Raw genomic sequence first — 23,998 nt, 5'->3', positions numbered from 1 at the left:
ACCCACTGCATGTCGCCCGCGCGCAACAGCGCGCAGTATATAGCTCGCCGCGTCGGGCGACGACCGCCGGGTTTCGCTTTTGACCACCCATACGTCAGAGATTGTGTGCGCCCGGCGGCTTTTTGCTATTTTGCGGACCGGCCCGCCGCCAACGCAGCGGCGGGGCATGCCCTGCCTGCACTGACAAGAGACCCTCCATGTCCACCGTTACCGCCTCCGAGGCCCCCGCGCGGCCGTTGACCCGCAGCGACTACAAGACCCTCTCCCTGTCCGCCCTGGGCGGTGCCCTCGAGTTCTACGATTTCATCATCTTCGTGTTCTTCGCGGCGGTGGTCGGCAAGCTGTTCTTCCCCGCCGAGATGCCCGAGTGGCTGCGCCAGTTGCAGACCTTCGGCATCTTCGCGGCCGGTTACCTGGCGCGGCCCCTGGGCGGCATCGTCATGGCGCACTTCGGCGACCTGCTGGGGCGCAAGCGCATGTTCACCCTGAGCATCTTCCTGATGGCGGTGCCGACGCTGATCATGGGCCTGCTGCCGACCTACGCGCAGATCGGCATCTGGGCGCCGCTGGCCCTGCTGTTGCTGCGGGTGATCCAGGGCGCTGCCATCGGTGGCGAGGTGCCCGGTGCCTGGGTGTTCGTCGCCGAGCACGTGCCGACCCGGCACATCGGCTACGCCTGCGGCACCCTGACGTCGGGGCTGACCTTCGGCATCCTGCTGGGCTCGCTGATGGCGACCCTGATCAACACCCTCTACACCCCGGAAGAGGTGCAGGCCTGGGCCTGGCGCGTGCCCTTCCTGGTGGGTGGCGTGTTCGGCCTGTTTTCCGTGTACCTGCGCCGCTGGCTGCACGAGACGCCGGTGTTCGCCGAGTTGCAGCAGCGCAAGGCGCTGGCCGAGGAGGTGCCGCTCAAGGCGGTGCTGCGCGAGCACCGTGGCGCCATCGCCATCAGCATGCTGCTGACCTGGGTGCTGTCGGCGGGCATAGTCGTGGTCATCCTCATGACCCCCACCGTGCTGCAGACCGTCTACGGCTTCGCGGCCGCCACCGCGCTCAAGGCCAACAGCCTGGCGATCGTCTGCCTGACGGTCGGCTGCGTCGCCTCCGGCGCCATCGCCGACCGCTTCGGCGCGGGCCGTACCTTCCTGGTGGGCGGGCTGTTGCTGGCGACCAGTTCCTGGACCTTCTACACCAGCCTCAAGGCGCACCCGGACTGGCTGTTCCCGCTCTATGCGCTGACCGGCCTGTTCGTCGGCACCATTGGCGCGGTGCCCTATGTGATGGTCAAGGCCTTCCCGCCGGTGGTGCGCTTCTCCGGCCTGTCCTTCTCCTACAACCTGGCCTACGCCATCTTCGGTGGGCTGACGCCGATGATCGTCTCGCTGCTGATGAAGTGGGACCCGCTGGGCCCGGCCTATTACGTGGCGGCGCTGTGCGGGCTGGCGATGGTCATCGGGCTGTACCTGATCGGCAAGAAGCGCTGATCGAGGGCTTGGCGCTGCGGTGACGGGCGCCATGCCCCTGCAGGAGCACTTCGTGCTGGGGCATTCCCGTAGGGTGGGCTTCAGCCCACGCTGACCCCCGCTGGTGGGCTGAAGCGGAACGCCGCCCGGCCCACCCTACATGGCCCACGTACGGGGCATCGATGCGGCGCTGAACTCACCGCATCCTACGGACCGGCTCTATGCGCAGCGGTGATGGGCGCCATGCCCCTGCAGGGAGCACTTCGCGAGCAGAGCTCGCTCCTACAGGGGAGATGTTGGCGGGGCTGGCCATCACTGGGCGGTGGAGGTCACCCGCCAGACCTTGTTGCCCACGTCGTCGGTCACCAGCAGGGCGCCGCGGGCGTCGAGCATGACGTCCACCGGGCGGCCCTGGGCGTTGCCGTCGGCATCGAGGAAGCCGGTGAGCACGTCCACCGGCTCGCCATTGGGCTTGCCGTCCTTGAAGGGCACGAAGATCACCTTGTAGCCGCTGTGCGGCCTGCGGTTCCACGAGCCGTGCTGGCCAACGAACAGGCCGTTCTGGAAGTCCGGCAGGGCGCCGCCCTTGCCGAAGGCGATGCCGAGGGAGGCGGTGTGCGGACCCAGGGCGTAGTCGGGCACCAGCGCCCTGGCGACTATATCCGGGTTGGCCGGCTCCACGCGCTCGTCGACGTGCTGGCCGTAGTAGCTCCAGGGCCAGCCGTAGAAGCCGCCGTCCTTCACCGAGGTGATGTAGTCGGGCACCAGGTCGCTGCCGATCTCGTCGCGCTCGTTCACCGCCGTCCACAGTGCGCCGGTCTCCGGCTCCCAGGCCAGGCCGTTGGGGTTGCGCAGGCCGCTGGCGAACAGGCGCTTGGTGCCGCTGGCGCGGTCCACTTCCCAGATCGCCGCGCGGCCTTGCTCCATCTCCAGGCCGTTCTCGCCGACGTTGCTGTTGGAGCCGACGGTGACGTAGAGCTTGGTGCCGTCGCGGCTGGCGATGACGTTCTTGGTCCAGTGGTGGTTGATGCCCGCCGGCAGGTCGGTGACCTTCTGCGGCGTGGCGTCGATGCGCGTCTGGCCTTCCTGGTAGGGCACGCGCACCAGGGCGTCGGCGTTGGCGATGTAGAAGTCCCCGCCCACCAGGGCCATGCCGAAGGGCGAGTGGAGGTTTTCCAGGAAGGGCGTCTTCAGGTCGGCCACGCCGTCGCCGTCGGTGTCGCGCAGCAGGGTGATGCGGTCGGCGCTGGGGGTGCGGGCGCCGGCCTTCTCCATGACCTTGCCGGCGATCCAGCCCTTGAGGCTGAAGCCGCCATCGGAGGCCGGGGCGTTGCTCTCGGCCACCAGCACGTCGCCATTGGGCAGCAGGTAGAGCCAGCGCGGGTGGTCCAGGCCCTCGGCGAAGGCCTTCACCTGCGTACCGGTGGTGGCGGTCGGCAGGCCGCCTTCGGCCCAGCCCTTGGCCGGGGCCACGTTCACCGTGGGCAGCAGGGTCTTGTTCGGCGGCGGCAGCCTGGGGTTGGCGCCGGTGCCGTCGCTCACCTCGAGGGTGGCCTTGTCGCCGCAGGCCGTGCAGGCGGCGAGGAGGACCGCCAGGGGCATCAGTCGTAGGGGGTGCATGGTCGTTCTCCTAGGGGTGCGGGCTCATTCAAGCAGGTTTGGACCGTCATGATGGCCATTCATCCAATTGTCATATTCGGTTCATAGAGTGTTCATACGGCCTGCAGATACTGGCCCCCGATTCATCCAACCCGATCCTTTGCTAGGAGCAAGGCATGAAACTGAAGCGTTTGATGGCGGCCCTGACTTTCGTCGCCGCCGGCGTTGCGACCGCCAGCGCGGTTGCCGCTGTCGACCCGTCCATCCCGTCCTACACCAAGACCACTGGCGTATCCGGCAACCTCTCCAGCGTCGGTTCGGACACCCTGGCCAACCTGATGACCCTGTGGGCCGAAGCCTACAAGCGCGAATACCCGAACGTGAACATCCAGATCCAGGCCGCCGGTTCCTCCACCGCGCCGCCGGCTCTGACCGAAGGCACCGCCAACCTGGGCCCGATGAGCCGCAAGATGAAGGACGTCGAGCTGCAGGCCTTCGAACAGAAGTACGGCTACAAGCCGACCGCCGTCCCGGTCGCCGTCGACGCCCTGGCGATCTTCGTGCACAAGGACAACCCCATCAAAGGCCTGACCATGCAGCAGGTCGACGCCATCTTCTCCGCCAACCGCCTGTGCGGTGGCAAGAGCAACATCAAGACCTGGGGCGAGCTGGGCGTGACCGGCGACCTGGCCGAGAAGCCGATCCAGCTGTTCGGCCGCAACTCGGTATCCGGCACCTACGGCTACTTCAAGGAAGAAGCCCTGTGCAAAGGCGACTTCAAGGCCAACGTCAACGAGCAGCCGGGTTCGGCTTCCGTCGTGCAGTCCATCAGCCAGTCCCTCAACGGCATCGGCTACTCGGGCATCGGCTACAAGACGTCCAGCGTGAAGACCGTCGCCCTGGCCAAGAAGGAGGGCGGCGAGTTCGTCGAAGACAACGAGCAGAACGCCCTGAACGGCAGCTACCCGCTGTCCCGCTTCCTCTACGTCTACGTCAACAAGGCCCCGAACAAGCCTCTGGCCCCGCTGGAAGCCGAGTTCGTGAAGCTGGTCCTGTCGCAACAAGGCCAGCAGGTCGTGGTGAAGGATGGCTACATCCCGCTGCCGGCCAAGGTCGCTGAAAAAGCACTGAAGGATCTGGGCCTGTAATCCAGGACAGATGAAGGGGGCGGCCGCTTCGCAGGCCGCCCCGCAAGGACGCGACGATGGCGGGAGACCCCCGCCATGGAGGCCCGCCCCCGGCAGCATGCCCAGGGTGGGCCTCGTTGCGTCACCTCGCTGTAATCTTTCTGTCATACGAAGGCTTTAGGGTGTGCCCATGAATGATCTGGCCAGTTCCCCCATGACCTCGACGAATCCCCCCGAGCGCATCGACTTCAACACGCCGGCGCTGCAGCGCAAGCGTCGCATCCGTGCGCTGAAAGACAACCTGACCCGCTGGTACGTACTGGTGGGCGGCCTGGCCGTGCTCGCGGCCATCACCCTGATCTTCTTCTACCTCGCCTACGTGGTGCTGCCCCTGTTCCAGGGTGCCGAGCTGACCGCGAAGAAGGTGCAGAGCCCCGCCTGGCTCCAGCAGGACGCCGGCAAGCCGCTGCTGCTGACCATCGAGGAGCAGAACCAGGTCGGCATGCGCATTTCCGACAAGGGCGAAGCGGTGTTCTTCGCCACCAAGGACGGCGCCGAGCTCAAGCGCACCCCGCTGCCGCTGCCCGCCGGCGCGAGCGTGGTGTCCATCGGCCAGGACCAGCCCGGCAGCCCGCTGGTGGCCCTGGGCCTCTCCAATGGCCAGGTGCTGCTGTTCAAGCACAGCTATGCGGTGACCTACCCGGACAACAAGCGGGTCATCACCCCGCAGATCGACTTCCCCTACGGCGACAAGCCCCTAGTGCTGAACCAGGACGGCGGCGCGCTGGAGCACGTGGCGGTCAACCACAACGACGAGACCCTGCTGCTGGCCGGCTCCACCGGCAACCAGCTGCACGTGCAGGAACTGGTCAGCGAAGAAAACATGATGACCGGCGAGACCACGGTCGAGCAGAACGCCATCGCCCTGCCGCAGATGACCGAGCCGATCAAGGCCATCTACGTCGACCCGCGCCAGCAGTGGCTGTACGTGGTCAACGGTCGCGCCCAGGTGGATGTCTTCAGCCTGCACGACAAGAGCCTCAACGGCCGCTACAAGCTGTTCGAGGAAGGTGATCGCGAAGTGTCCTCGAGCAACCTGCTGCTGGGTGGCATCTCCCTGATGATCGGTGACTCCAAGGGCGACGTGAGCCAGTGGTTCATGGTCCGTGGCGCCGACGGCGAAGCCCGCCTGACCCACATCCGCAGCTTCCAGCTGGGCCAGGCGCCGGTGGTGCAGATCGCCCCCGAGGAGCGTCGCAAGGGCTTCCTCGCCCTGGATGCCAGCGGCAAGCTCGGCGTCTTCCACAGCACCGCCGAGCGCACCCTGCTGATCGAGCAGGTCACCGACGGCGCCGGTGTGATGGCCTTCTCGCCCCGCGCCAACCGCGTGGTGATCGAGGAAGGCGGCCAGCTGCTGCCCTTCAGCCTGCGCAACCCGCACCCGGAAGTCTCCTGGAGCGCGCTGTGGGGCAAGGTCTGGTACGAAAGCTACGACGCGCCCCAGTACGTCTGGCAATCCACCGCGGCCAACACCGACTTCGAACCCAAGCTGAGCCTGGCGCCGCTGACCTTCGGCACCCTCAAGGCCGCCTTCTACGCCATGCTGCTGGCCGCCCCGCTGGCCATCGCCGCCGCCATCTACACCGCCTACTTCATGGCGCCGAGCATGCGCCGCAAGGTCAAGCCGGTGATCGAGCTGATGGAAGCGCTGCCGACGGTGATCCTCGGCTTCTTCGCCGGCCTGTTCCTGGCGCCCTACGTCGAGGGGCACCTGCCGGGCATCTTCAGCCTGCTGCTGCTCACGCCGATCGGCATCCTGCTCGCCGGCTTCCTCTGGAGCCGCCTGCCCGAGTCGATCCGCCTGCGCGTGCCGGACGGTTTCGAAGCGGCGATCCTGATCCCCGTGGTGCTGCTGGTGGGCTGGCTCGCCCTGGGCATGAGCCCGCTGCTGGAAGCCTGGTTCTTCGGCGGCGACATGCGCCTGTGGATCAGCAATGACCTGGGCATCACCTACGACCAGCGCAACGCCCTGATCGTCGGCCTGGCCATGGGCTTCGCGGTGATCCCGAACATCTTCTCCATCGCCGAGGACGCCATCTTCAGCGTGCCGCGCAGCCTCACCTACGGCTCCCTGGCCCTGGGCGCCACGCCCTGGCAGACACTGACCCGCGTGGTGATCCTCACCGCCAGCCCGGGCATCTTCTCCGCGCTGATGATCGGCCTCGGCCGTGCGGTGGGCGAGACCATGATCGTGCTGATGGCCACCGGCAACACCCCGGTGATGGAAGTGAACATCTTCGAAGGCATGCGCACCCTGGCGGCCAACGTCGCGGTGGAGATGCCGGAATCCGAAGTGGGTGGCTCGCACTACCGCGTGCTGTTCCTCGCGGCCCTGGTGCTGCTGATGTTCACCTTCGTCATGAACACCCTGGCAGAGCTGATCCGTCAGCGCCTGCGCAAGAAATACGCCTCGCTTTAAGGTGGAGAATTCCGTGAAACAGGTTTCCCTCAAATACTGGTTCAAAAGCGGCGCGCCAGGTGTGTGGATGAGCGGTGGCGCGGTATCCATCGCCGTCATCATGACCATCGGCCTGCTCTCGGTGATCGCCGTGCGTGGCCTCGGCCACTTCTGGCCGGCCGACCTGATCGAAGCCCAGTACAGCGTCCCGGGCCAGGCGCCCAAGGCGCTGATCGGCGAAGCGGTACAGATCGAGGAAGTATCCCGCGCGCGCCTCAAGGGTGCCGGCCTGCCGGTGCCCGAGGAGGGCCCCGAGTTCATGACCCGCGAGCTGGTCAAGGTGGGCAACCGCGAGGTGTACGGCAGCGACTTCACCTGGGTGGTGGGCGAATGGCTGCAGGACCAGAAGAAACCCGCCGAGCTGGTCGCCATGGAGCGCCGCGAGTGGGGCAACTTCTACGGTCGCCTGGTGAGCGTGAAGGAGAACGGCCAGGTCGTCGCCGAAGGCGACGCCGCCATGGCCGAGCTGCAGAAGCGCCTGAAGCGCGTCGACGACCTCTACGCCCAGCTCTACAAGCTGGAGAAGAAGGACATCGGCGCCATCAACCACGGCCTCGAGCGCCTGCGCCTGGAAGGCCGCAAGCTGGAGCTGGACGGCAAGCTGGACGCCGCCGCGCAGGCCGACCTGGCCGCCGCGCGCGCCGAGCTGGAAGCCCGCTACAAGGGCCTCGAAGCGCAACTGGGCGGCCTGCACGAAGCCTTCAACCGCGACAGCGTGGTGGTCCGCGAGGCCGGTGGCCAGGAGCAGGAGATCTCCCTGGGCAAGGTGGTGCATGCCTACCAGCCCAACTCGATGGGCCTGTTCCAGAAGATCGGCTTCTACTTCGCCAAGCTGTGGGAATTCCTCGCCGACGACCCGCGTGAAGCCAACACCGAGGGCGGCATCTTCCCGGCCATCTTCGGCACCGTGATGATGACCCTGATCATGGCCGTGATCGTCACCCCCTTCGGCGTGGTGGCGGCCATCTACCTGCGCGAGTACGCCAAGCAGGGCCTGCTGACCCGCATCATCCGCATTGCCGTGAACAACCTGGCCGGCGTCCCGGCCATCGTCTACGGCGTGTTCGGCCTGGGCTTCTTCGTCTATGTGCTGGGCGGCTCCATCGACCGCCTGTTCTTCCCCGAAGCCGCCCCGGCGCCGACCTTCGGCACCCCGGGCCTGCTGTGGGCCTCGCTGACCCTGGCCATCCTCGCGGTGCCGGTGGTGATCGTCGCCACCGAGGAAGGCCTGGCGCGCATCCCCCGTGCGGTGCGCGAAGGCTCCCTGGCCCTGGGCGCGACCAAGGCCGAGACCCTGTGGAAGATCGTCCTGCCGATGGCCAGCCCGGCCATGATGACCGGCCTGATCCTCGCCGTGGCCCGTGCCGCCGGCGAAGTGGCGCCGCTGATGCTGGTGGGCGTGGTGAAGCTGGCCCCGAGCCTGCCGGTGGACGGCAACTACCCCTACCTGCACCTGGACCAGAAGATCATGCACCTGGGCTTCCACATCTACGACGTCGGCTTCCAGAGCCCCAACGTCGAGGCTGCCCGTCCGCTGGTGTACGCCACCGCGCTGTTGCTGGTGCTGGTGATCGCGCTGCTGAACCTCTCGGCCGTGGCGATCCGCAACCACCTGCGCGAGAAGTACAAGGCGCTGGATAACTGAGTCAGCCCCGAGCGGCGTGCAGCACGCCGCTCCGCTTGAAAACTTAAGCTTGTAGCCTGGCGCTACGAACGGAGTGAAACCATGCAACACGAAAGCCACAGCCACGGCGTCAACATCTCCGCCCTCGGCCGCAGCAAGCAGAGCCTGAGCCTGGCGCAGGAAACGGTTGCCCTCGAAGTGCCGGGCCTGAACCTGTTCTACGGCGAGAAGCAGGCGCTGTACGACGTGCAGATGAACATCCCGAAACAGCGCGTGACCGCCTTCATCGGCCCGTCCGGCTGCGGCAAGTCCACGCTGCTGCGCTGCTTCAACCGCATGAACGACCTGGTGGACGGCTGCCGCGTCGAGGGCGAGATCCGCCTCGACGGCAACAACATCTACCGCAAGGGCGAGGAAGTGGCCGAACTGCGCCGCCGCGTCGGCATGGTGTTCCAGAAGCCCAACCCCTTCCCCAAGAGCATCTACGAGAACGTCGTCTACGGCCTGCGCATCCAGGGCATCAACAAGAAGCGCGTGCTCGACGAAGCCGTCGAGTGGGCCCTCAAGGGCGCGGCGCTGTGGGACGAGGTCAAGGACCGCCTGCACGAATCCGCCCTCGGCCTCTCCGGCGGCCAGCAACAGCGCCTGGTCATCGCCCGCACCATCGCGGTCGAACCCGAAGTGCTGCTGCTCGACGAACCCTGCTCGGCCCTGGACCCGATCTCCACCCTCAAGGTGGAAGAGCTGATCTACGAGCTCAAGAGCAAGTACACCATCGTCATCGTCACCCACAACATGCAGCAGGCCGCGCGCGTCTCCGACTACACGGCGTTCATGTACATGGGCAAGCTGATCGAATTCGGCGATACCGATACCCTGTTCACCAACCCGGCCAAGAAGCAGACCGAGGACTACATCACCGGTCGTTATGGCTAGTCGCGTGGGACGCGACAGCTGCAAGCCGCACGCTTCAAGCGGCAAGTCAGCTCAGGGACACGAATCAACCGACTTGAAGCTTGCAGCTTGAAGCTTGCGGCTTTCGCGGAGCGAAAACATGATCGACAAAGACAGCCTCACCCATCACATCTCCCAGCAGTTCAACGCCGAACTGGAGGAAGTGCGCAGCCACCTCCTGGCGATGGGCGGCCTGGTGGAAAAGCAGGTCAACGACGCCGTCACCGCACTGATCGACGCCGACTCGGGCCTGGCCCAGCAGGTGCGCGAGATCGATGACGAGATCAACCAGATGGAGCGCAACATCGACGAGGAGTGCGTACGCATCCTCGCCCGTCGCCAGCCGGCGGCCTCCGACCTGCGCCTGATCATCAGCGTGTCCAAGTCGGTGATCGACCTTGAGCGCATCGGCGACGAAGCCTCGAAGATCGCCCGCCGCGCCATCCAGCTCTGCGAGGAGGGCGTGTCGCCGCGCGGCTATGTCGAGGTCCGCCACATCGGTGACCAGGTGCGCCGCATGGTGCAGGAATCCCTGGACGCCTTCGCCCGCTTCGACGCCGACCTGGCCCTGTCGGTCGCCCAGTACGACAAGACCATCGACCGCGAATACAAGACCGCCCTGCGCGAGCTGGTCACCTACATGATGGAAGACCCGCGCGCCATCAGCCGCGTGCTCAACATCATCTGGGCCCTGCGTTCCCTGGAGCGCATCGGCGACCACGCGCGCAACATCGCCGAACTGGTGATCTACCTGGTGCGCGGCACCGACGTGCGCCACATGGGCCTGGCGCGCATGCAGGAAGAAGTGAAGGGCACCGCCAACAAGGCCGGCGATACCCCCGCCAGCTGATCCGCCCCGCTTCGGCAAGACGCCCGGCCATGCCGGGCGTTTTCGTTTGCGGCTCCACCCCTTTCTCTACCTCCCACCGTAGCAGCGGGCTCTGCTCGCGAAGCGTCTCCTGCCGTGTGGGAGCGAATTCATTCGCGATGCGTTCCTCCGCGGTGACGTCCCGCGAGCCCCGCCAGTCCCCTGCCGACCAAGGCCCTGGCGCCACCTTTCACGCGAAAGGGTGCGCGATGTCGCATTCAGCTTGGCAAAGCGCTATCAGCCGAGGCTATGCTTACGCCCGTTCTCTGAGGAGTGGTCGATGAGCAAGGTGACAGTGCTGGTAGTGGACGATGCGTCCTTCATTCGCGACCTGGTGAAGAAGGGGCTGCGCGACCATTTCCCCGGCATCCAGATCGAAGAAGCGATCAACGGGCGCAAGGCCCAGCAGATGCTGGCGCGCACGCCCGTCGACCTGATCCTGTGCGATTGGGAGATGCCGGAGATGTCCGGCCTCGAGCTGCTCACCTGGTGCCGCGCCCAGGACACGCTCAAGACCACGCCCTTCGTCATGGTGACCAGCCGCGGCGACAAGGAGAACGTGGTGCAGGCCATCCAGGCCGGGGTTTCCGACTACATCGGCAAGCCCTTCTCCAACGACCAGCTGGTGACCAAGGTGAAGAAGCAGCTGGCCCGCGCCGGCAAGATGGAGGCCCTGGCCGCCGGCGCGCCGCCGAAGATGCTCAGCTCCGGCGGCTTCGCCAACGATTCCCTCGCCGCCCTCACCGGTGGCAAGGCCGAGGTGGTCAAGCCCGCAGCGGCGCCCAAGGCCGCCGCCAAGCCGGCTGCGCCCACCCCCTCGGCCAAGGCTGCCGGCCAGGCGCCGGGAGGCCGTGGGCAAGCCCAGCTGCGCCTGCCCAGCGGCGTGCTGTCCTGCGTGATCAAGACCATCAGCCTCAAGGACGCCCACCTCGTGGTGAAGCGCGGCGAGCCGCTGCCCCAGGTGCTGGAAAGCGCCGTGCTCGACCTGGAACAGGGCGAGGGTGGCGAGGTGGCGCGCCTCAACGGCTACCTGCACGCCGTCTCGGCCCTCGAACCCAAGCCCGACAGCGAGTGGCTGCAACTGACCTTCCGCTTCGTCGACCGCGATCCGCAGAAGCTCGACTACCTGTCGCGCCTGATCGCCCGTGGCTCGGCACAGAAACATTTCGTACCCGGCGCCTGAGCCAACCCCGTCACAGCCCGACGGCCGGTGCCTCGCGCGGTGCCGGCGGCGCTGCTAGGCTTGCCAGCTCGAACACCCATAACCACTAGATCCATGCAGTCATGCTAGGGCGCATCCTCCTTCTCTGCGGTTCGCTGGCGGCAGCCCTGCCGGCGTGCGCGCTGACCATCTACAAGTACACCGATGCCAACGGCGTGGTGACCTACACCGACAAGGCCGTCGCCGGTGCGCAGGTGTTCGTCTTCCGCGACCGCATGGTCGAGCGCCTCGACCTCTCGGTGAAGCTGGAAACCCAGAAGCATGACGCCGGCGAGACCCTGCTGGTGCGCAACGACCTGTATGCGCCGGTGGAAGTCGAGCTGAGCCTGAACAACGTCAGCAACGCCGTGGGTGCGCCGGAAAAGCCAATCCGCTGGGTGCTGCCGCCGCGCAGCAAGATCCGCCTCGCCACCCTGGCCCCGGCCGACGCCAGCAAGGCCATGCGCTACAAGCCGCGCCTGCGCTACGCCCTGGGCGACCCGCGCCAGCAGCCCTCGCTCTACCGCTACCCGCTGCCCTGGGTGGGCGGCCCGTTCCGCCTGACCCAGGGCGCCAACGGCCAGTACAGCCACTTCACCCCCAAGGGCCGCTACGCCCAGGACGTGGCCATGCCCGAAGGCACGCCCATCGTCGCGGCGCGGCCCGGCATGGTGGTGAAGATCGAGAACCAGCAGAGCGGGCGGGGCAACAACCCCTCCGGCAACTTCGTGCGCATCCTCCACAACGACGGCACCATGGGCGTCTACCTGCACCTGATGCGCGGCTCGGTGAAGGTCCAGGAGGGCCAGCGCGTCGCCATCGGCGAGCAGATCGGCCGCTCCGGTAACACCGGCAACAGCACCGGCCCGCACCTGCACTTCGTCATCCAGCGCAACGTGGGCCTTGCGCTCGAATCCATCCCCTTCCAGTTCGCCCAGCCGGTGGACACCCTGCCCAACTTCGCCGTGGGCGGTGAATGACAGCGCTTGCGTCAATCCGGGCGGCGCGCCTAAGATGCGCGCCTTTCCCCCCAACCCGACAGCAAAGGAGGTCCATCATGCAGACACTGATCACCCTTTGCAGGTCGCGCCTGGCTTAAACGCTTCTTCCGTCCTTCTTCGCGACGGTCCCGCACTGCCCGACCCAGACCTGCCAAATCCAAGCATTTTTCGTTTCAACCCATTTGGATTGGACCATGGGCACTTGCATTCGCAATCTGGCCGACGGCATCACCCTGATCGCCGCGGACGACACCTGGATCGAAGGAAAAGCGATCCAGCAACTTGAAACCACCGCCCGCCTGCCGGGCATGCAACGGGTGGCCGGCATGCCGGACCTGCACCCGGGGCGTGGCTACCCGGTGGGCGCCGCGTTCTTCTCCAGCGGCCGCTTCTACCCCGCCCTGGTGGGCAACGACATCGGCTGCGGCATGGCCTTCTGGCGCACCGACATCCCCGTCGCCAAGCTCCACCTGGACAAGCTGGAGAAGCGCCTGGGCTCCCTCGATGCGCCGCTGGACGACAGCTGGCAGGAGGCGATCGCCGCCTTCGGCCTGGCGCCCTGCGGGCACGAGCGTTCCCTGGGCACCATCGGTGGCGGCAACCACTTCGCCGAGCTGCAGCAGCTCGACGAGGCCTATGACGACACGGCCCTGGCGGCCCTGGGCATCGACCGCAAGCACCTGCTCCTGCTGGTGCACAGCGGCTCGCGCGGCCTGGGCGAAGCCATCCTGCGCGAGCAGGTGGACCGCTTCAGCCACGCCGGGCTGGAGGCTGGCAGCCCGGAAGCCGAGCACTACCTGGCCCGCCACGACGGCGCCCTGCGCTTCGCCGAGGCCAACCGCCAGCTCATCGCCCGACGCATCCTCGACCGCCTGCGTGCGAACGGCGAGCAGCTGCTGGATGTGAACCACAACCTCGTTTCCGCCGCGACCCTCGGCGGCGTCGACGGCTGGCTGCACCGCAAGGGCGCCACCCCCGCCGACCAGGGCGTGATGGTCATCCCCGGTTCCCGCGGCGACTACAGCTACCTGGTGGCCCCGGTGGCCGACGAGCGCAGCCTCAACTCCCTGGCCCACGGCGCCGGGCGCAAGTGGATGCGCAGCGAGTGCAAGGACCGCCTCGCCAAGCGCTACAGCGTCGAGCAACTGGAACGCACCGCCCTCGGCAGCCGGGTGATCTGCGCCGACCGCGCGCTGATCTACGAGGAAGCGCCGGAAGCCTACAAGGCCATCGACTCGGTGGTCGGTGCCCTGCGTGACGCCGGGCTGGTGCAGGTGCTGGCGCGGCTCAAGCCGGTGCTGACCTACAAGACGCGCGGAGGGTGCTGCTGATGATCCTCCTGCAACTCTCGGCGGCCCAGGGGCCGGACGAATGCGCCCTGGCGGTGGCCAAGGCGCTGCAACGGCTGCTGGACGAAGCCGCCACGCTGGACGTGCAGGCGCAGGTACTGGAGCGGGAGGAGGGCGCGCGTCGCGGCACCCTCGCCTCCGTGCTCCTGGCCCTGGACGGCGCGCATGCGGACGCGCTGGCCGGGCGCTGGGAAGGTTCCCTGCAATGGACCTGCCCCAGCCCCTACCGGCCCAACCACGGGCGCAAGAACTGGTTCTTCGGCGGGGCGCGGTTCGCCGCACCGCCGGCCAGCCTCGAAGGCGAGATCCGCTTCGAAGCGCTGCGTGCCTCGGGGCCGGGCGGCCAGCACGTCAACACCACCGACTCGGCGGTGCGCGCCACCCACCTGGCCAGCGGCATCAGCGTCAAGGTGCAGAGCGAGCGCAGCCAGCACGCCAACAAGCGCCTGGCCGTCCTGCTCATCGGCCAGCGCCTGGCGCAGCGGGCCGAGGAGGCGGACGGCGCCCTGCGCGCGGAGCGCCGCCTGTTCCACCACCGGGTGGAGCGCGGCAACCCGGTGCGCTGCTTCCGAGGCGAGCGGTTCGAGCCGGTGTGAGCCGGCGTTCACCCACCCATGAAAAACGGGGCCATTCGGCCCCGTTCTTCATTTCAGCTGGCGCTTATGTCCGGGCTCATTCCCCCGGGATGTCCTTGCGCAGCTTGACCGGGTCTTCCTTGCGCCCGCGCGCGGTGCGCATGCGGATGTTCAGCGCTTCCACGGCCAGGGAGAAGGCCATGGCGAAGTAGACGTAGCCCTTGGGCACGTGGACTTCGAACGACTCGGCGATGAGCACGGTACCGACCACCACCAGGAAGGACAGTGCCAGCATCTTCAGGCTCGGGTGCTTGTCGATGAAGTCGCTGATGGTGCCGGCGGCGGCCATCATCACCAGCACGGCGACGACGATCGCGGCGACCATCACCGGCACGTGGGACACCATGCCCACGGCGGTGATCACCGAGTCCAGGGAGAACACGATGTCGATGATGGCGATCTGGATGATGGTGCCGATGAAGTTGCGCGCGGCGCCGCCGGCCTGCGGCTGCTCGGCTTCATCCTCGCCTTCGAGGCTGTGGTACATCTCGGTGCTGCTCTTCCACAGGAGGAACAGGCCGCCGAAGAACAGGATCAGGTCGCGCCCGGAGATGCCCTGGCCGAAGACGTGGAACAGGTCGGCGGTGAGCCGCATGATCCAGGTGATCGACAGCAGCAGCATGATGCGCGTGATCATCGCCAGCGCCAGGCCGAAGAAGCGGGTGCGTGCCTGCATGTGCGGCGGCATGCGGCCCACGAGGATGGCGATCATGATGATGTTGTCGATGCCCAGGACGATCTCCAGGGCAGTCAGGGTGAAGAAGGCGACCCAGATTTCCGGGCTGGTCAGCCATTCCATGATGCGGATTCCTCGTGTGTTCAGCGGTCAGGGGGTTGGAGCACGCCGAAGCCGGAACGTGCGCAGGCGCATTTCCGGCTTCGGCGAGGGCGCGTCGCCTGCGGTTCAGTGTGTACCGAACAGCGGGAACACGCCGAGTAACAGTGCGGCGAGCAGGATACACAGACAGATCATCACCGCCCACTTCAACGTGAAGCGCTGGTGGTCGCCGAATTCGATCTTCGCCAGGCCCACCAGCAGGTAGGTGGAGGGCACCAGCGGACTGAGCAGGTGCACCGGCTGGCCTACGATTGAGGCCCGCGCCATCTCCACCGGGCTGATGCCGTAATGGGCCGCCGCCTCGGCGAGCACCGGCAACACGCCGTAATAAAAAGCGTCGTTGGACATGAAGAAGGTGAAGGGCATGCTCACCAGCGCCGTGATCACCGCCATGTAGGGCCCGAGGGCGGGCGGGATCACCGCCAGCAGGCTCTTGGACATGGCCTCCACCATGCCGGTGCCGGTGAGGATGCCGGTGAAGATGCCGGCGGCGAAGATCAGCCCCACCACCGCCAGCACGTTGCCGGCATGGGCCGCGACGCGCTCCTTCTGCTGCTGCAGGCAGGGGTAGTTGATGATCATGGCGATGCTGAAGGCGATCATGAACAGCACCGGCAGTGGCAGCAGGCCGGCGATCAGCGTGACCATCAGGGCGGCCGTCAGCGCCGCGTTCACCCACAAGAGTTTCGGCCGGCGCGCTTCCGGGTACTGGGAGACGCTGATCTCGTCGTGGCGGGTCGGCTCGTCCGGGAGGTGCAGCACGCCGAGGCGGGCGCGCTCGCGCTTGCCATAGGCCCAGGCCAGGCCGAACAGGGCCAGGGAGCCGGCGATCATGGCCGGGATCATCGGCACGAAGATGTCCGACGGGTCCACGTGCAGGGCGCTGGCGGCGCGGGCGGTGGGGCCGCCCCAGGGGGTCATGTTCATGATGCCGCCGGCGAGGATGATCAGCCCCGCCATGATCAGCGGGCTCATGCCCAGGCGGCTGTAGAGCGGCAGCAGCGCAGCCACGCAGATCATGTAGGTGGTGGCGCCGTCACCGTCGAGGGAGACGATCAGCGCCAGCGCGGCGGTGCCCACCGAGACCTTCAGCGGGTCACCCTTGACCAGGCGCAGGATGGCGCGCACGGCGGGGTCGAACAGCCCGGAGTCGATCATCAGGGCGAAGTAGAGGATGGCGAACATCAGCATCACGCCGGTGGGCGCGAGCTTGCCGATGCCCTCCAGCATCATCGGGCCGATGCCGGCCGCGAAGCCGCCGAGCAGGGCGAAGGCGATGGGGACGATGATCAGCGCGATCAGCGCGGACAGGCGCTTGGTCATGATCAGGTACATGAAGGTCATGACCATGGCGAAGCCGAGGAAGGTCAGCATGGGGAATCTCCGGACGAGGGCGAGGGCGGGGCTGGATCAGCGCGCGGGTCGGGTACGGAGAGGGGGCGGAACGAGGCCGTTGAGGCGGCAGGAGCGGAGCATGGCAATCACCCATCTTGTTGTTGTCGGGGTTGCCGGGTGGAGCGGGTGCAGCACCCGGCGGCCGGTCTTCGCCGGCGGTGGGGCGATGCTAAGGGGCGAAGCTTTCAGCCAGCTTTCGCCGGGAATCGGCGGCGAACGTGCTGCGAAATCCTGACGGGCGGTCAGCCCGGCCCAGCCTGCAGCAGCGCCAGCACGGCCACCAGCGTGGCGCCGGAGAGCAGCGTCTGCAGGGTGATGATCCCCGCCATCAGGTGGCCGTCGCCGCCCAGCTGGCGGGTCAGCACATAGGCGGTGGGGGCCGTCGGCAGGGCGAAGAACAGCACCAGGATGCTGCTCTCCATCGCCGGCAGGCCGAGCAGGCGTGCCACGGCGAAGGCCAGGGCGGGCATGGCCAGCAGGCGCGCCGCGCAGTTCCAGCCCAGGGCCGCCAGCTCGCCACCCAGCTCGCGGGGCTGCAGCGCCGCGCCGACGCAGAGCAGGCCCAGGGGCAGGCTGGCCACCGCCAGGAGGTTGAGCAGCCGGTCGATGCCGCCACCCAGGCCGAGCCCGGCCAGGTTGTAGGCGGCGCCGGCGAGGCAGGCGAGGATCAGCGGGTTCTTCGCCATCGGCAGCAGCAGGCCCCGCGCGCTGACGCCGCGCTCGGCGGTGAGCGACCACACCGACAGCAGGTTCACCGTCGGCACCATCAGCGCCAGCATCAGCGCGGCGATGGCCAGGCCCTCCTTGCCGAACAGGCTGCCGATGGCCGCCAGCCCCAGGTAGGTGTTGAAGCGCAGCACGCCCTGGGTGACGGCGCCGAAGCGTGCCGCCGGCCAGCCCATCACGCGGCGGGCCAGGAGCAGGACGGCCCAGCCGACGCCCAGGCCCAGCAGCACCGCCAGGGCCAGGCGCGGCAGCGCGGGGTTGTCCAGCGGCGCCGTGGCCAGGCTGCTGAACAGCAGCGCGGGGAAGAGGATGAAGTAGTTCAGGCGCTCGGCGGCGGGCCAGAAGGCATCGCCGGGGAAGCCCTTCAGGCGCAGCGCGTAGCCGCCGACGATCAGGGCGAAAAGGGGCCAGAGGGCTGCAAGCAGTGCGGTCACATCGGGTTCCGGTGGTCCGGTCGGGAGGCGGCCATCTTGTGCAACGCCGCGCACATCCGCAAGCCGACCATTGGCCGATGCGCCTTGCAGCGACTAGGTTTTCCCACTGCACAGGAGGACGTACCCATGACCCAGGTCCATATGGGCGGCTGCCATTGCGGGCGGCTGCGCTACCGCATCGAAGCCCCGCTCACCGATATCGCCCACTGCCACTGTTCGGACTGCCGGCGCACCAGCGGCGGAATCGTCACCACCTGGATCACCGTGCCACTGGCGTCCTTCACCTGGACCCGTGGCGAGCCGGCGCAGTACCACTCCTCCCCCGGCTGCTCGCGCTATTTCTGCGGCGGCTGCGGCTGCCTGCTCGGCCTCTTCACCCAGCAGGCCCCGGGCACCATGGACGTGACCATCGCCACCCTGGACGATGTGGCCGAGGCCCTGCCGGACCGCCACATCTGGGTGCGCAGCCGCCTGCCCTGGCTGCACCTGGACCCGGGCCTGCCGGAGGAGCAGGAAGAGAAGCTGTAGTCACCTCTGTCACGCCAGTAGGGCGGGTGAAACCCCCGAACGTCCTGTGCACGGAACGCCGGTTCGCACCCGAGCTACGGGGCTCATGCCACGGCGTGGCCGTACCCAGTAGGGTGGGTAGAGCGGAGCGAAACCCACGCGGATGGTTTCCGGCGCAAGTCATTCCCTATCGGCCTGCGCCTTGATCGTAGGGTGGGCTTCAGCCCACCGGTGGGGCTGGAGGTGGGGCAAAGCCGTCAGGGCAGCTCGAGCCCGCCGGCGTCCTTGTGCAGCTGGCGCAGGTGGGCGCTGAGCTGGTCGAGGTTGAGTTGCACGGCGTCCAGCTCGGCGAGGATGCGCGGGTCGATCAGGTGGCGCACTTCGCGGTCGAGGTCGTCGGTGAGGCTGCGCAGCTTCTGCTGGCGGCTGCTGCTCTCGGCCTCCAGGCGCTGCCACTCGCTGGCCTGGGGCAGGCCGTAGCCGCCTTCGAGCATGTCCGCCGGGCGGCTGAGGAAGCCGCTGTTGGCGAGGATCTGCTCCAGGGTGTCGCCGGCCCTGGAGAACTCGGCATTGCCGAGCTTCTCGCGGCTGTCGAGGTAGCGGCGCTTGAGTTCGTCCTGGGCCAGCAGCATCTGCTTGCGCATGGCCGCCTGCTCCAGCAGCAGCAGGGCGGCGCTGGCGCGCAGGTCGGCGTTGGCGATCCAGGGTCGGCGCCGGTCGGCGGGCAGGTCGAGCCAGGTCTCGACATCGGCCTGGGGCAGGGCCAGGCGCTCGCGGGCGATGGCGAACATGGCCTGGTAGCGGTCGCGGAAGGAGTCGAAGCGGTAGCCCAGGCGCAGGGCTTCCTTCGGGTCGCGCAGCGGTTGCGGGTCGGCCACGCCACGCCCTTCGAGCAGGGCCAGCAAACCGTTGGGCATGATGCTGTCGAGATCCGCCAGGCGCGGGTCGGCGGTGCCGCTGCGCAGCAGCTTGAGGGTCTCCACCGCGCAGTTGTTGGAGAGGAACCAGTAGTCGCCGTCGTAGCTCCAGTGCATCTCGGTGGCGCGCTCCACCAGGCGCTCCACCTGGTCGCGGTCGAGCTTGAGCGGCACCGAGGCGAGGCTGCGCATTTCGACCTTGGTGTATTCGTCGATCACCTGGGATAGCGGCAGGACGAACAGGCGCGAGGGGTAGGCGCCGGTGAGGCCGTCCCAGCTGGAGAGCTGCACGTCGCCGACGAAGGCGCGATAGGACAGCACCAGGTGCTGGTCGAGGTCGAGGCGGCAGTCCGGGCCGCGCGGCCGGCCGGGGGCGCAGATGACCAGGCGCAGCATGCTGTGGCCCCAGCGGCTGACCCAGTTGTCGTTGGCTTCGGCGAACAGGTAGTCCACTTCGTAGACCCGCTCGGGGTCGAGACGGCCCAGGGGTTCGCGCCCGAAGTCGCGCCCGGCGTTGAGGTAGGCCAGCTCCCCGGCGCACTCGGCCTGCTGCGCGGGGGCCCAGCCGAAATGCTGGCGCAGGTAGCGGTAAAGCGCCGGGCGGCGGCAGGCGAAGGCGGGGTCGAGGAGGAAGTACTCCATGTTCACCGCGACGAATTCGCGCGGGTTGCTCAGCTCGTAGAGATCCGGGCTGCGCGCGACCTGGTGGTTCTCCGCCTCGCGGTCACCGCGCCGGCCGACCTGTTGCGGCCAGCCGGCGAGGTCGAGCAGGCGCGGGTCGTCGCTGAGGCTGAAGCGCCGCGCCACCTGCCCCCGGCATTCGCCACGCTGCCCCACCAGGCCGGTGCTGTCGGCCGCCAGGCCACAACGGAACTGCAGGCTGCGCTCGGCCGGGGTACGCCAGCGGGCGCGGTCGTAGAGGTGGGTGAGTTCGTGGAGCACGGTGGCCAGCAGTTCGCGGCGCACGGTGCCGTGTGGGCGGCGGGTTTTTTCCTGCGCGGCGCTGCCATCGGCCAGCTCCGGCAGCAGGGCGCGGTTGAGGTCGAGGGCGTCGATGCGGGTGGCGCGGCCGTAGGCGTTGTCGGGCAGGTCATCGGCCCAGGCGACCTCGACGCGGCGGTCGAGGCGCTGGACGAAGCTCGGCGGCAGGGCGGCGAGGGCTTCATCCAGCAGCGCTTGGCTGGCCTGGCGCTGGGGCGCGCTCAGGCCGTCACTGTTCAGGTCCAGTTGCAGCTCGGCCCGAACTGTTGCGCTCGCCAGCAACCCTGCCAGGCAAACCCAGCGCAGGACAGTGGGCAGGCGCACGGCCAAGACGGCGGTCAGGGGGCGATCAGAGTGCGAGGATGGCTTGGGCCAGGGCCTCGTCGCTGGCGTCGCGCGCCTCCGGCAGGCGCTCACGCAGGGTGCTGAAGGCGGCTTCCAGCTGGACGCCGCGGATGTCGCCTGCGCTGGCGACGAAGCTGGCGGCATCGTCGCGGGCTTCGCGGATCACCTTCATGTCGCGGATCGAGGTGGTGGTATCGGAGGTGAAGTCGATGCTGCGGCCGAAGGCGCGGACGATGATGTTGCTGGTGGCAACCAGGGTCTGTGCCTGGACGGCGCCGGCGACGAGGGTGAGGGCGGTGGCAGCGGCAATCAGCGTGCGACGCATTGGATCTCTCCGAAGGTGAAAACTGTACGGGTCATTGGACGGAAAACCCCTGGCGCAGTTCAAACCGAGCGAAGCGGCGCAGGAGGTTGCCGGGCCCGGGGCGCGGCGGGCGCCAAGGCTAGCGGAATGCGGGGTTCACGGCCAGGGCCGGCAGGCGCGGGGAGCGCCCGCCGGGAGGGGCGTCACAGGGCGAGGATGGCCTGGGCCAGTTGCAGGTCGCTGGCCTGCAGCTGCGGCTGGGCGCTGCGGATGTGCACGAGGGCGGCTTCCAGGCGCGCGCCACGGATGTCGCCTGCGCTGGCGACGAAGCTGGCGGCGTCGTCACGGGCGGCGAGGACGAGCTTGTCGTCGCGCAGGGAAGAGGTGACGTCCGAGGTGGCATCGAAGGTGGCGCCGACGGCACCGACGACGGCATCGGTGGTGACCACGAAGCTGGTGGCCGAGGCGCTGGTGGCCAGGGCCAGCAGTGCGGCTGCGCCGAGCAGGCGGGAGAGGGACATGGGAATAACTCCTGTGCGGGACGAAGGGCGCTGCACGCGCAGCGCCCCGTGGCGTAGAGCCTAGCGAAGCGGCGGGAGTCGTTCCAGTGGTGGCACGCGTGGTGTCCGCGCCTAGCGCCAGAAGGGCTTGTCCAGCTCCTGGCTGCGGTCGCACTCGCTGAGCCCTATGTCCGCCAGTTGCTGCGCGTTCAACTGTGCCAGCTGGTGGCGGGTGCGCATGTTGCGCTGCCATTCGGCCACGCGGGCGAACAGGCGGATGGCCAGCGGGGTGCGTTGCAGGGACGGGGCGGCGGGGGCAGGGGAAACGAAGCTGCGTTCCATGGCGGTCTTCCTTCCCGCGTCTGGGCGGGTTCGGGTTATGGGAGACCATGTTCGCGCGCCGGGGCGCTTGGCGGCAGGGACAGCGGGGCGCAATTGTAGGGGGTCAGTGTCGCGACTTGGCCAACTGTACCGGCCCTATCGGGTCGCGCTGTTACGCAGGTTTCCGGGCCCCGAAAAAACGAAACCCGCCGGCGATACCTCTGCGGCGGGTTCTGTCAGGTGTTGCAGTGCGGCTGGCGCCGCTTCGGGCTTAGCGCCAGAAGGGCTTGTTCAGCTCCAGTTCGCGCTGCGCCTCGCTGATGCCGGCATCGGCCAGCAGGCGGGAGTCGAGCATCGCGAGCTGATGGCGGCTGGAGATACGACGCTGCCACATCAGCAGGGTGGAGATGACGCGCAGCGGCCAGGAGGCCTTGGCGCTGGATTCGGAGGAGCTGAGGATCAGGTCGGAACTGAGGGTACGTTCCATGGTGGCGCTTCCTTCCCGCTTGTGGCGGGGCTAGAGGGGTTTGTCTGGTACCTATTTTCTGTCCAGAACAAACGACCCAGTAGTCACAGCTGATTGAAATTGTACGGGTAGTACTGAGCAAGCTAACTAACTGTGCTTGCGAAATTTCCATCAGCTGTATTGGTGCCCCGTTGAAACCCTCGGCGAACGACGGGAAACCGGATTTTTCACTGCCGAAGCGAACTTCGGCAGGGATTGGCAGCAGTACAGTTGGCCTTTTACCGGAAGCTGTTTTTTGACCTGTTTGTCAGCAAAAAGCCCGCTGTACCGATTCAGCTGGCGAGCATGCGCCCGGTTTCTTCCAGGTTGATGTGCCAGTCCATGGCTTCGCGCAGCAGATGGGGGGTGTGCCCGCCCTTGGCGCAGGCGCGCTCGAAGTAGTCGTCCAGTGCGGCGCGGTAATCCGGGTGCACGCAGTGGTCGATGATCGCCCGGGCGCGTTCTCGTGGGGCCAGGCCGCGCAGGTCGGCCAGGCCCTGTTCGGTGACGAGGATGTCGACGTCGTGCTCGGTGTGGTCGACGTGGCTGACCATGGGCACGACGCTGGAGATGGCGCCGCCCTTGGCGATGGACTTGGTGACGAAGATGGCCAGGTGGGCGTTGCGGGCGAAGTCCCCCGAGCCGCCGATGCCGTTCATCATCTTCGTGCCGCCGACGTGGGTGGAGTTGACGTTGCCGTAGATGTCGAACTCCAGGGCGGTGTTGATGCCGATGATGCCGAGGCGCCGCACCACTTCGGGGTGGTTGGAGATCTCCTGCGGGCGCAGCACGAGCTTGTCCTTGTAGCGTTCGAGGTTGCCGAAGACATCGGCGTTGCGGCGCGCGGAGAGGGTGATGGAGCTGCCGGAGGCGAAGCGCAGCTTGCCGGCATCGATCAGGTCGAAGGTGGAGTCCTGCAGCACCTCGGAGTACATGCTGAGGTTCTGGAAGGGCGAGTCGATCAGCCCGCACATCACGGCGTTGGCGATGCTGCCGATGCCGGCCTGCAGCGGCGCCAGGCTGTTGGACAGGCGCCCGGCTTCCACTTCGCGGGCGAAGAAGCCGATCAGGTGGTCGGCGATGGCCTGGGTCTCGGCATCCGGCGGCAGCACGGTGGAGAGCGAGTCCGGCTGTTCGGTGAAGACGATGGCGGCGATCTTCTCCGGGGGGATCGGGATGGCGGTGGTGCCGATGCGGTCGTCCACGCGGGTCAGAGGGATGGGCGTGCGGGTCGGCCGGTAGGTGGGGATGTAGACGTCGTGCAGGCCTTCGAGGTTGGTGTCGTGGGCCAGGTTGATCTCGACGATCACGCGCTTGGCGAAGATGGCGAAGCTGGCGGAGTTGCCCACGGAGGTGGTGGGCACGATGTGGCCTTCCTCGGTGATGGCCACGGCCTCGATGACGGCGATGTCCGGCAGCTTGAGCTGGTGGTTGCGCAGCTGTTCGACGGTTTCCGACAGGTGCTGGTCGATGAACATGACGCTGCCGTCGTTGATCGCCTTGCGCAGGGTGCTGTCCACCTGGAAGGGCATGCGCCGGGCCAGTACGCCGGCTTCGGTGAGTTGCTTGTCGAGGTCGTTGCCCAGGCTCGCCCCGGTCATCAGGGTGATCTGCAGCGGCTGCTGCTTGGCGCGCTCGGCCAGCGCCCGGGGCACGGCCTTGGCCTCGCCGGCGCGGGTGAAGCCGCTCATGCCGATGGTCATGCCGTCTTCGATGAGGGACGCGGCTTCGGCCGCACTCATTACCTTGCCCAGCAGCGAGGGCAGGCGTACGCGATCAGGGTGCATGGGGGAACCTCGGGCAACGGGGGAAACGAGCCGCGCAGTCTAGGGGCTCCGAGGGCCGCCGCCTTCTATACCAAGGTCGAAGAGCGCGCATGAATGGAG

General features: G+C 67.7%; 22 protein-coding genes. 12 read left to right on the top strand and 10 right to left on the bottom strand.

Going from position 1 to position 23,998, the window contains the following annotated elements; translation table 11 throughout:
- Positions 1-197 precede the first annotated feature (197 nt).
- Positions 198-1,484 (top strand): MFS transporter, encoded by a 1,287-nt coding sequence (locus HSX14_RS30370; protein ID WP_173178193.1) that lies wholly within the window; start codon positions 198-200, stop codon positions 1,482-1,484.
- 291 nt (positions 1,485-1,775) lie between these two features.
- Here the strand turns inward: HSX14_RS30370 and HSX14_RS30365 are convergent, their stop codons facing one another.
- Positions 1,776-3,083: a PQQ-dependent sugar dehydrogenase gene (locus tag HSX14_RS30365; RefSeq protein WP_173178194.1), complete on the bottom strand. Its 1,308-nt coding sequence runs from the start codon at positions 3,081-3,083 to the stop codon at positions 1,776-1,778.
- Between the two features lie 155 nt (positions 3,084-3,238).
- Here HSX14_RS30365 and HSX14_RS30360 point away from each other — a divergent pair, with 155 nt between their 5' ends.
- The 9 genes from HSX14_RS30360 (at position 3,239) to prfH (ending at position 14,300) form a co-directional block, all read left to right on the top strand.
- A complete protein-coding gene (locus tag HSX14_RS30360; RefSeq protein WP_111263322.1) occupies positions 3,239-4,210 on the top strand; it encodes a phosphate ABC transporter substrate-binding protein PstS in 972 nt (323 codons plus the stop codon).
- Positions 4,211-4,379: 169 nt separating this feature from the next.
- Positions 4,380-6,668 carry an ABC transporter permease subunit gene (locus HSX14_RS30355; RefSeq protein WP_228723516.1) on the top strand — a complete coding sequence of 763 codons (2,289 nt, stop codon included), beginning with the start codon at positions 4,380-4,382 and terminating at the stop codon, positions 6,666-6,668.
- 67 nt (positions 6,669-6,735) lie between these two features.
- A complete protein-coding gene (gene pstA / locus HSX14_RS30350) occupies positions 6,736-8,352 on the top strand; it encodes a phosphate ABC transporter permease PstA (protein WP_173178220.1) in 1,617 nt (538 codons plus the stop codon).
- An 81-nt stretch (positions 8,353-8,433) separates the two neighbouring features.
- Positions 8,434-9,267 (top strand): phosphate ABC transporter ATP-binding protein PstB, encoded by an 834-nt coding sequence (gene pstB, locus HSX14_RS30345; RefSeq protein ID WP_173178195.1) that lies wholly within the window; start codon positions 8,434-8,436, stop codon positions 9,265-9,267.
- 118 nt (positions 9,268-9,385) lie between these two features.
- Complete coding sequence (phoU, locus tag HSX14_RS30340) at positions 9,386-10,135, top strand: phosphate signaling complex protein PhoU (protein ID WP_173178196.1); 750 nt, start codon at positions 9,386-9,388, stop codon at positions 10,133-10,135.
- A 298-nt stretch (positions 10,136-10,433) separates the two neighbouring features.
- Positions 10,434-11,336 (top strand): response regulator, encoded by a 903-nt coding sequence (locus tag HSX14_RS30335; RefSeq protein WP_173178197.1) that lies wholly within the window; start codon positions 10,434-10,436, stop codon positions 11,334-11,336.
- Between the two features lie 101 nt (positions 11,337-11,437).
- Complete coding sequence (locus tag HSX14_RS30330) at positions 11,438-12,334, top strand: peptidoglycan DD-metalloendopeptidase family protein (protein WP_173178198.1); 897 nt, start codon at positions 11,438-11,440, stop codon at positions 12,332-12,334.
- Between the two features lie 215 nt (positions 12,335-12,549).
- Positions 12,550-13,686, top strand: coding sequence for an RNA ligase RtcB family protein (locus HSX14_RS30325; protein WP_173178199.1), 1,137 nt, complete (start codon positions 12,550-12,552; stop codon positions 13,684-13,686).
- Positions 13,686-14,300, top strand: a complete 615-nt coding sequence (prfH, locus tag HSX14_RS30320) for a peptide chain release factor H (RefSeq protein WP_173178200.1) — start codon at positions 13,686-13,688, stop codon at positions 14,298-14,300. The genes HSX14_RS30325 and prfH overlap by 1 nt, the downstream gene beginning before the upstream one ends.
- A gap of 76 nt (positions 14,301-14,376) precedes the next feature.
- On the opposite strand, the gene HSX14_RS30315 is transcribed toward prfH, so the two are convergent.
- Together HSX14_RS30315 and HSX14_RS30310 are read right to left on the bottom strand one after the other, a co-directional pair.
- Complete coding sequence (locus HSX14_RS30315) at positions 14,377-15,138, bottom strand: TerC family protein (RefSeq protein ID WP_173178201.1); 762 nt, start codon at positions 15,136-15,138, stop codon at positions 14,377-14,379.
- Positions 15,139-15,243: 105 nt separating this feature from the next.
- The gene (locus HSX14_RS30310; RefSeq protein ID WP_173178202.1) at positions 15,244-16,551 is read right to left on the bottom strand and encodes a CitMHS family transporter; all 1,308 of its coding nucleotides are present in this window, start codon (positions 16,549-16,551) and stop codon (positions 15,244-15,246) included.
- A 100-nt stretch (positions 16,552-16,651) separates the two neighbouring features.
- Here HSX14_RS30310 and HSX14_RS30305 point away from each other — a divergent pair, with 100 nt between their 5' ends.
- A complete protein-coding gene (locus tag HSX14_RS30305; RefSeq protein ID WP_173178203.1) occupies positions 16,652-16,807 on the top strand; it encodes a hypothetical protein in 156 nt (51 codons plus the stop codon).
- Positions 16,808-16,814: 7 nt separating this feature from the next.
- On the opposite strand, the gene HSX14_RS30300 is transcribed toward HSX14_RS30305, so the two are convergent.
- Positions 16,815-17,786, bottom strand: coding sequence for an AEC family transporter (locus HSX14_RS30300; RefSeq protein WP_373874664.1), 972 nt, complete (start codon positions 17,784-17,786; stop codon positions 16,815-16,817).
- 72 nt (positions 17,787-17,858) lie between these two features.
- Between HSX14_RS30300 and HSX14_RS30295 the strand changes: the two genes are divergently transcribed.
- Complete coding sequence (locus HSX14_RS30295; protein WP_173178205.1) at positions 17,859-18,260, top strand: GFA family protein; 402 nt, start codon at positions 17,859-17,861, stop codon at positions 18,258-18,260.
- A 236-nt stretch (positions 18,261-18,496) separates the two neighbouring features.
- Here the strand turns inward: HSX14_RS30295 and HSX14_RS30290 are convergent, their stop codons facing one another.
- From HSX14_RS30290 to HSX14_RS30265, 6 genes are all read right to left on the bottom strand, one after another.
- Complete coding sequence (locus tag HSX14_RS30290) at positions 18,497-20,455, bottom strand: DUF7844 domain-containing protein (RefSeq protein WP_173178221.1); 1,959 nt, start codon at positions 20,453-20,455, stop codon at positions 18,497-18,499.
- A 31-nt stretch (positions 20,456-20,486) separates the two neighbouring features.
- A complete protein-coding gene (locus HSX14_RS30285; RefSeq protein ID WP_173178206.1) occupies positions 20,487-20,807 on the bottom strand; it encodes a DUF2388 domain-containing protein in 321 nt (106 codons plus the stop codon).
- 182 nt (positions 20,808-20,989) lie between these two features.
- Positions 20,990-21,307 carry a DUF2388 domain-containing protein gene (locus tag HSX14_RS30280; RefSeq protein ID WP_173178207.1) on the bottom strand — a complete coding sequence of 106 codons (318 nt, stop codon included), beginning with the start codon at positions 21,305-21,307 and terminating at the stop codon, positions 20,990-20,992.
- A 111-nt stretch (positions 21,308-21,418) separates the two neighbouring features.
- Entirely contained in the window at positions 21,419-21,628 is a 210-nt protein-coding gene (locus HSX14_RS30275; protein WP_173178208.1) for a DUF1127 domain-containing protein, read from the bottom strand.
- Between the two features lie 250 nt (positions 21,629-21,878).
- The gene (locus tag HSX14_RS30270) at positions 21,879-22,094 is read right to left on the bottom strand and encodes a DUF1127 domain-containing protein (RefSeq protein WP_111263305.1); all 216 of its coding nucleotides are present in this window, start codon (positions 22,092-22,094) and stop codon (positions 21,879-21,881) included.
- A 311-nt stretch (positions 22,095-22,405) separates the two neighbouring features.
- Positions 22,406-23,899, bottom strand: coding sequence for a succinyl-CoA:acetate CoA-transferase ScpC (locus tag HSX14_RS30265; protein ID WP_173178209.1), 1,494 nt, complete (start codon positions 23,897-23,899; stop codon positions 22,406-22,408).
- Positions 23,900-23,998: the final 99 nt, after the last annotated feature.

It is taken from the genome of Pseudomonas tohonis (genome assembly GCF_012767755.2).
Classification (GTDB): domain Bacteria; phylum Pseudomonadota; class Gammaproteobacteria; order Pseudomonadales; family Pseudomonadaceae; genus Metapseudomonas; species Metapseudomonas tohonis.
This window is presented reverse-complemented; position numbering and strand designations above follow the sequence as displayed.